Origin of the sequence: Mycobacterium sp. (genome assembly GCF_049280035.1) — a bacterium.
Lineage (GTDB): Bacteria > Actinomycetota > Actinomycetes > Mycobacteriales > Mycobacteriaceae > Mycobacterium.
The window spans coordinates 1-7,433 of sequence record NZ_JBAPPI010000820.1; the positions used below are offsets into that span (position 1 = coordinate 1).

Annotated in this window: 7 protein-coding genes; 3 read left to right on the plus strand and 4 right to left on the minus strand. The window is 63.0% G+C overall.

Annotated elements, in window-relative coordinates:
• From meaB to WAN71_RS26250, 3 genes are all read left to right on the plus strand, one after another.
• The coding region (gene meaB, locus WAN71_RS26240; protein ID WP_422228124.1) for a methylmalonyl Co-A mutase-associated GTPase MeaB at positions 1-803 on the plus strand (803 nt) is incomplete at its 5' end.
• Positions 804-844: 41 nt separating this feature from the next.
• Complete coding sequence (locus WAN71_RS26245; RefSeq protein WP_422228125.1) at positions 845-2,110, plus strand: serine hydrolase domain-containing protein; 1,266 nt, start codon at positions 845-847, stop codon at positions 2,108-2,110.
• A 183-nt stretch (positions 2,111-2,293) separates the two neighbouring features.
• Positions 2,294-4,033, plus strand: a complete 1,740-nt coding sequence (locus WAN71_RS26250; RefSeq protein ID WP_422228130.1) for an AMP-binding protein — start codon at positions 2,294-2,296, stop codon at positions 4,031-4,033.
• An 89-nt stretch (positions 4,034-4,122) separates the two neighbouring features.
• On the opposite strand, the gene WAN71_RS26255 is transcribed toward WAN71_RS26250, so the two are convergent.
• The 4 genes from WAN71_RS26255 to WAN71_RS26270 form a co-directional block, all read right to left on the minus strand.
• Positions 4,123-4,749 carry a class I SAM-dependent methyltransferase gene (locus tag WAN71_RS26255; protein WP_422228126.1) on the minus strand — a complete coding sequence of 209 codons (627 nt, stop codon included), beginning with the start codon at positions 4,747-4,749 and terminating at the stop codon, positions 4,123-4,125.
• A gap of 130 nt (positions 4,750-4,879) precedes the next feature.
• The gene (locus tag WAN71_RS26260; RefSeq protein WP_422228127.1) at positions 4,880-5,122 is read right to left on the minus strand and encodes a hypothetical protein; all 243 of its coding nucleotides are present in this window, start codon (positions 5,120-5,122) and stop codon (positions 4,880-4,882) included.
• Positions 5,123-5,314: 192 nt separating this feature from the next.
• The gene (locus WAN71_RS26265) at positions 5,315-6,046 is read right to left on the minus strand and encodes a GAP family protein (RefSeq protein ID WP_422228128.1); all 732 of its coding nucleotides are present in this window, start codon (positions 6,044-6,046) and stop codon (positions 5,315-5,317) included.
• Complete coding sequence (locus WAN71_RS26270; RefSeq protein WP_422228129.1) at positions 6,043-7,287, minus strand: glycosyltransferase; 1,245 nt, start codon at positions 7,285-7,287, stop codon at positions 6,043-6,045. The genes WAN71_RS26265 and WAN71_RS26270 overlap by 4 nt, the downstream gene beginning before the upstream one ends.
• Positions 7,288-7,433: the final 146 nt, after the last annotated feature.

The following is a 7,433-nucleotide window of genomic DNA, read 5'->3' on the forward strand; positions in this document are numbered from 1 at the left end:
GGGTAGGCAAGTCGACCGCCATCGAAGCGCTCGGCATGTACCTGATCCAGCGTGGGCATCGGGTCGCCGTGCTGGCCGTTGACCCGTCGTCGACCCGCACCGGCGGATCGATCCTCGGCGACAAGACCCGGATGCCGCAGCTGGCAGCCCATCCCGATGCCTACATCCGCCCGTCACCGACATCGGGCACGCTTGGCGGGGTGGCCAAGGCCACCCGGGAAACCATCGTGCTGCTGGAGGCGGCCGGGTTCGACGTGATCCTGGTGGAGACCGTCGGCGTCGGCCAATCCGAGGTCGCGGTGTCCAACATGGTCGACACCTTCATCTTCCTGACCTTGGCGCGCACCGGTGATCAGCTGCAGGGCATCAAGAAAGGCGTGCTGGAGCTGGCTGACATCGTCGTGGTGAATAAAGCCGACGGTCAGCACCTTGGTGAGGCGCGCTCGGCTGCCCGCGAGCTTTCCGGAGTGATCCGGTTGATTTATCCGCGTGAAACTCTCTGGCGCCCACCGGTTCTCACCATGAGCGCGTTGGAAGGCACCGGACTGGAGGAGCTGTGGGACACCGTTGAGCGGCATCGGAATGTTCTTAGCGAGGCGGGGGAGTTCGAGGCACGGCGGCGGACCCAACAGGTCGACTGGACCTGGCAGATGGTCCGGGACACCGTGCTGGACCGGGTGCTGTTCAACCCCGCGGTCCGCAAAGCCCGAGCCGAGGTGGAGCGCCAGGTGCTGGCTGGGGAATTGACGCCGGCCCTGGCTGCACAGCAAATACTTAAGCTCGCATCGATAACGGAAGGGTAAATTCCACATTGTTTGCGAGCGCGAACGGTAAATTCAACGGTATGACCCTCGAAGTGGTGGGCAATCGCCGGTCAGTGCTGCCAGGCGATGTTCACGGCGCAGCCGATCCACACTTTGCCTGCGCGGTGCGCAGCTTCGCCAGCATGTTCCTGGGGCGCCGATACGGCGGCGGGGCGATGGCGGTCTATCTCGACGGGGAACCCGTGGTGGACGTGTGGACCGGGTACGCGGACCGGCGTGGACAGGTGCCATGGTCGGCAGACACCGCCACCATGGTGTTCTCGGCGACCAAGGGCATGGCCTCGACTGTCATTCATCGGCTCGCCGACCGCGGATTGATCGATTACGACGCACCGGTCGCCGAGTACTGGCGGGAGTTCGGTGCCAACGGCAAAGCGAACATCACCGTCCGCCAGGTGATGCGGCACCGAGCAGGTCTGTCGGCGTTGCACGGCGCCAGCAAGGAAGACTTGCTGAATCACGAAGTGATGGAACAGCGTCTGGCGGCGGCGCCCGCGGGATCCTCGTTCAACAAACCCGCGTATCACGCGCTGACCTACGGCTGGCTGATGTCGGGCCTGGCCCGCGCGATCACCGGCCAGGGCATGCGCGAGCTGATCCGCCGGGAGCTGGCGGAGCCGCTGGACACCGACGGCTTGCATCTGGGCCGTCCGCCCGTCGAGTCACCGACCCGGCCCGCGCAGATCATCATGCCGCAGAGCGCCATCGCCAATCCGGTATTCAACGCGGTGGCGCCGAAAATCGCCGCGCTGCCACTATCGGGCGGATTCGGCGCCATGTATTTCCCCGGCATGAAAGCTTTTGTGCAAGGCGATATCCCGATGATGGATGCCGAGATGCCGGCGGCCAACGGAATAGCGACCGCGCGTGGGCTCGCTCGGATGTACGGCGCGATCGCCAACGGCGGCCAAATCGACGGCACCCAGTTCTTGTCCGGTGAGCTGGTGGCAGGTCTGACGGGACGAAAGAGCCTGCGGCTGGACCGTAACATTCTGGTGCCGCTGACATTTCACCTCGGCTATCACACTGTGCCGTTCAACGCGATGCCGGGATTCGGTCATATCGGGCTGGGCGGATCGCTCGGTTGGGCCGATCCCGCGAGTGGACTGGCGGTCGGGTTCGTGCACAACCGGCTGCTGTCGCCCTTCGTCCTGGTGGATCACGCCGGATTCGTCGTGACGAACGGCTTGATCCGGCGCGCTGCCGCCGAGGCCCGGAATCACGGACTCGAAAGGGTGGCCGACTTCGGCTCGCCCTTCGCGGAGCCCGGAGCCGTTGCCGGCTAACCGGTTTACCAAGCACTCTTCAGCTGGAAACCGACCTTCAAGGTCACCTGGAAATGCGTGCGGCCCGGCCTGGCGAACCGTTGCAAGCCGGGCCGTGTCGTTACGACATCGCAGCACTACAATTCCGTGGGAACTCAACATTTGGCGGGCGCAGCGGCGACCAATGAAGGTAAAGAGATACCTGTGAGCGGTTCTTTCATTTCGGATGTGCTGCGTGAGCGTGCCGGTTTCAGGCCGAATGGCACTGCCTTCACGTTCGTTGACTACGAGCAGGATTGGGCCGGTGTTACCAAAAGCCTTACCTGGTCTCAGGCGTATCGGCGAACCTTAAACGTTGCACATGAGCTCGGCCTTCGCGCGTCGACTGGCGACCGGGCGGTGATATTGGCACCACAGGGGCTCGACTACATCGCCGCGTTTCTGGGAGCGTTGCAGGCCGGGCTCATCGCAGTTCCGCTTTCGGCTCCTGTGGGCGGCGCCCACGATGAGCGGGTTGACTCGGTCCTGCATGACACATCGCCGTCGGTCATTTTAACGACCTCCTCAGTCGTCAGCGACGTCTGCAAGTACGCCCAACCACACAACGGTGAATCCGGTCCATCAGTCATCGAGGTTGATTCGCTGGACCTGGACTACTCCCGAGCAGCGCCGCGCAGGCTCGCTACTCGACCCGCTACTGCCTACTTGCAATACACGTCTGGGTCGACCCGTCGGCCCGCCGGGGTCATGATCTCGCACCGGAATCTTCTGGCCAACTTCAAACAGATCACGTCCGACTACTTTCTGGAGTATGGAAAGGTTGCTCCGCCGGGCACCGCTACTGTGTCGTGGCTGCCGTTCTATCATGATCTGGGTTTGATCTTAGGAATTTGCGCACCGATTCTGGCCGGAGTCCCGGGTGTGTTCACGAGTCCAGTGGCGTTTTTGCAGCGTCCAGCCCGCTGGATGCAATTGCTTGCCAGCAGTGGTCATGTGTTTTCCGCGGCGCCGAACTTCGCTTTCGACTTGGCGGCACGGAAAACCACCGACGAGGACATGGCCGGGCTGGATCTCGGGGACGTGCTAATCATCCAAAACGGTGCCGAGCGAGTGCAGCCCACGACGCTGCGGCGCTTTACTGAGCGGTTCGCCAAGTTCAATCTCCGCGACACAGTGATACGGCCCTCGTATGGGCTTGCAGAAGCAACGGTCTACGTGGCGACCCGGGCACCGGCTCAACCGCCACGAATCGTGCACTTCGAATCGGACAAACTGTCCGCCGGCAGCGCGAAGCGCTGCGAAAGCGGAGACGGTAGGCCGCTCATCAGTTACGGCGCACCGCGGTCGCAGACAATCCGCATCGTCGATCCCGATACCTGTATCGAGTGTCCCCCAGAAACCGTCGGTGAGATCTGGGTGCATGGCGCGAACGTCGCGACGGGCTATTGGCAGAGACCTCGAGAGACGGAAAGCACCTTCGGCGCAAGGCTTCTCACTTCGTCCACTGGCACGCCGCAAGAGCCTTGGCTACGTACCGGGGACTCGGGCTTCTTCTTCGATGGCGAGTTGTTCATCATCGGCCGCAGTAAGGACCTGTTGATCGTCTATGGGCGCAACCACTCTCCCGACGACATCGAGGCGACGGTCTGGGAGATCACGCGGGGACGTTGCGCGGCGATATCGGTCCCGGATGAGGACACGGAGAAGCTGGTCGCGATCGTCGAGTTCACGATGCCTGCGGACTCCGACGAGGTCGCGATGGATAAGCTCGTCAGCGTCAAAGGCGAAGTTAGCTCCGCGATTTCAAACTCGCACGGTCTCGCTGTCGCGGATCTCGTTCTGGTAGCACCTGGTTCGATTCCTATCACCACCAGTGGCAAGGTCAGGCGGGCGGCGTGCGCCGAGCAGTACCGGCAAAATCAATTCACCCGCTTGGATGCCTAAGCACGCCGCGAATAAGGCTTCCGCGAGGAAACTTGCCTTGGCAAGTTGTGCAAGTCGCGTTGATGTCGAGCCCCGCGCCAACCACTTAGTCAAAAGATGTAGCCGCCGACAGCCCATGCCCGTTTCGCCGGTCGCTCAATCACCTTGGTGGGCCTCCCGTCCTTAAATAGGGCGTCCTGGCGCACCACACCCCTGCGGACCGCGTCGCCCCACGCCCTCGCCGGCCCAATGCCGTAGGAACGCCAGGGGCACAGATCATCCATGATTACCACCGTTTCGCGGGTGCATAGCGCGCACACGTTGGCCAGGTCAGCCTGGGCGACCTCGTACTCATGCCCGCCGTCGATGAACACCAGATCGAACCGCGAATCGGGATTGCGACGGGCGTATTCCGGCACGCTCTCGCGGGAGTCTCCGTAGATCAGCGTATGCCGGCCGGGGAATTTGCTGTCGATCAACTTCTTAGCCGTCCGCACCGATGCATGCTCGTTCAGGTCAAACGCAACGACATGGGTGTGGGGGTGGGCGTTGAGGAAGGCGTAGCTTGAGGTGCCGGTATTGAATCCGATTTCTGCAATCCGGCGCGCGTTTGTGCGCTGCACGATGGACATCAGGAAGCGCAGTTGTCGTGCGGAACTCGTTCCCTCCATGGGGAATCGCCCTCGCAGCCACAGATACCGCAGGATCTCCCACTGAATCCCTCTCGCGCCCTGCACTGACGTTAACCTCTTTCCAGCCGTGACCGAGCAGCAAGCAAATCATCGATTAAAGTCTCGGTCATCCGTCCCGTCCCTAGCTTCACCGAGTCGGCCTCGCTTAGACGCTGTTGGCGCCGGGGAGAATTCGTCAATTGATCTCGCCCGCCAGGCCGAACTCAGCCAGCATATGCGCGGCAACCTCACGCAAAGGGGGCTTTGTGTTCTCGACACCAGGTTGATAGCCGATGATGGTGATGGCGATCTTGCCGTCGATGCGCCCACGCACCAGTTCCATTTGGCTGCCTAGTCGCTCAAGCCTCTGCCGCGTTAGGTTTTGCACCGTCCCTCGGGCGGTGACGGACTCGGCGTCGGTGCCATCGAGGCGGCCCATCACCGAACCGAGGTCGCCGAGATCAAAACAAAACAAAGGGAGATCTCGGGATCGGCGCCAGCTCCTTCGGCCAGCCGCGTATCACCGTTGGATCCGTTGGGGTTAATGGATCTACGTGCGGGACGTATCCGGACTGGCACTGCTGTGCCTCGGCCACGGATCGATGCCCTCGTAGCGCGCAAGCTGACCACCTCAGACGCTTCCTATCCCGCTGGTCAGTAGGAAGACTCCCGTCACCGCGGCGATGGCGGGGAGGAGCTGCCGACGGTGAGCTCGCATCCAGTCGTGTGCGTGCAGCATGACCGCGTGGGTCCTCTCCGGTGTCACCAGGTAGCTGATGAGCGGGATCTCGACGGCTGCAAGCACCACAACGGTGAACATCATTGCTGCGCTGATCTGCGTAACCATAGCGGCGCCCGAGGTCAGGATGGCGGCGATTGCGACCTGATACTCGACGTGCGGCGGCGCTGATCCGAAGCCGGCCACAAACGGCATCCACAGACACCCGCCTACCAGCGCACCGCGGGCGCGCGTCGACAGCCGGGAAAATGCGTTCGCTGGGCTCGGCTCCGATACCAGAACCGGCGAATCACCGCTGGGTATCGCCACCGTCGCTCGGTGACGCAATCGCGCGGACAGTAGCGCGGCGATCAGCAGCGCGCACGCACCAATGACGATTCCGACATACCCGCTCTTAAGGGCTGCAAACGCAGACGCCACGTGTTGGGTAACCATAAGTGCGAAGTCGCGCAGCAGCATTACCGAACCGAGGGCGATGGCGGTGCCCGATGCCATACCGCCGAGCCAGAACACGAGCAAGTTGACCAGGGGCCGTGGCCGCGAAATCAAGAGTGCGACGATGGCGAGGCGCGTTGGGTCTGGTGCCACCACAAGCGCAAGCGCCAGCACCGTACCCCATATCATCGGCGGAGCCTGTCTTCTAGTAGATCGGCGGCGATGGTAACGCTGGCGGCGGGTTTGGTCATGTGGGTGGCGACCTCGCGGGCTCGGGTGAGGTATTGCGGGGCGAGGATGGAGCGGAGGTCGGCGACCAGGGATTTCCGGGTGGTGCTCGACAATCGCCGAGCGGAGCCGACTTTCAGCCGTTTGATTTGCGCTGCCCAGATTGGTTGATCGGCCCCCATCCACAGGATCAGGGTGGGGATTCCGGCGCGTATTCCGGCGGCGGTGGTGCCCGCGCCGCCTTTGTGGACGACGGCGCGGCAGGTGGGAAAGATGGCCGCGTGGTTGACGTCGCTCACGATTTTTACGTGGTCGACACGGGGGATGTGGCGAAAGTCGCTGCCGTCCGAGCAGATCAGCGCTCGTTCGTCTAGCTGCGCGCAGGCGGTGCTGATCAGTTCTACTGTGCTGGCGGGAGATTCGAGCGGCATGCTGCCAAAGCCGAAGTAGATCGGTGGCGTTCCAGCGGCAATCCACGACAAGACGTCGTCGTCGTTATCCGTCGGCAACTCCATCGTCAGCACGCCGGTAAAGGGTCTTCGGCCAGCCCAATCCGCCCACTCCGCTGCCAGCCCGGGGAAGCAGAACTCGTCGTAGGCCTGGATCTCGAGCGATCCGCGTTCGGCGATCCGTCGCGGTGACGGGCCTGTTGTCTTGGGCAGGCCTAATTCGGCGCGCTGCGTGTCCTCGGCCTGCTTCGTCATGCGCCAATAGATCCACCAGGCCATCGTCATTGCTGAGCGCATCAGCGGTGAGGGCAGTCCCGGAATGAGCTGGTCGTTGACGCACATCGGGAAGTAGTGCAGTGCGGCCAGCGGAATGTCGTAATACTCTGCGACATTGGCGGCGACCTCCTGGAAAGGCGCGCCCGTCACTAGCAGGTCGGCCCCGTCCGCCAGCGACGTCAGGGTCTTGCTCATCTCCGCCCAGCCCCGGGTGGCGAACTCTATAGCTTCGCGGGTTGCGTGCACCAACTTGATCGGATGGTGGATCTTCCAGAAGTTACGGGCGAAATCGTTCGGCTCCCGTTGCCACTGCGGCCCGGAGGCGACCGCCGCCAGCCCGGCCGATTCGACGAAGCCAACCAGGTCGGGCGGGACCGCCATGACCACTTCGTGGCCGCGGCGCAGAAGCTCCAGGCCAACGGCGGCGCAGGGCTCGACATCGCCGCGAAGTCCATGGGCTGCCAACGCAAATTTCATGGGTGGAGCCTCGTTTCTAGTAGATCGGCGGCGGTGGTAACGCTGGCGGAAGGTTTGGTCATCTGGGTGGCGATCTCGCTGCCTGCGTGCACCCACTTCATCGGATGCCAGCGACGCTCTGCGGAGGTGCAACAGCAGTACGGCCC

Bases quoted from the DNA above. Each gene is read 5' to 3' on its own strand.
- WAN71_RS26270 (WP_422228129.1), bottom strand. From the start codon at position 7,287: ATGAAATTTGCGTTGGCAGCCCATGGACTTCGCGGCGATGTCGAGCCC.
- WAN71_RS26265 (WP_422228128.1), bottom strand. From the start codon at position 6,046: ATGATATGGGGTACGGTGCTGGCGCTTGCGCTTGTGGTGGCACCAGAC.
- WAN71_RS26245 (WP_422228125.1), top strand. From the start codon at position 845: ATGACCCTCGAAGTGGTGGGCAATCGCCGGTCAGTGCTGCCAGGCGAT.
- WAN71_RS26260 (WP_422228127.1), bottom strand. From the start codon at position 5,122: ATGGGCCGCCTCGATGGCACCGACGCCGAGTCCGTCACCGCCCGAGGG.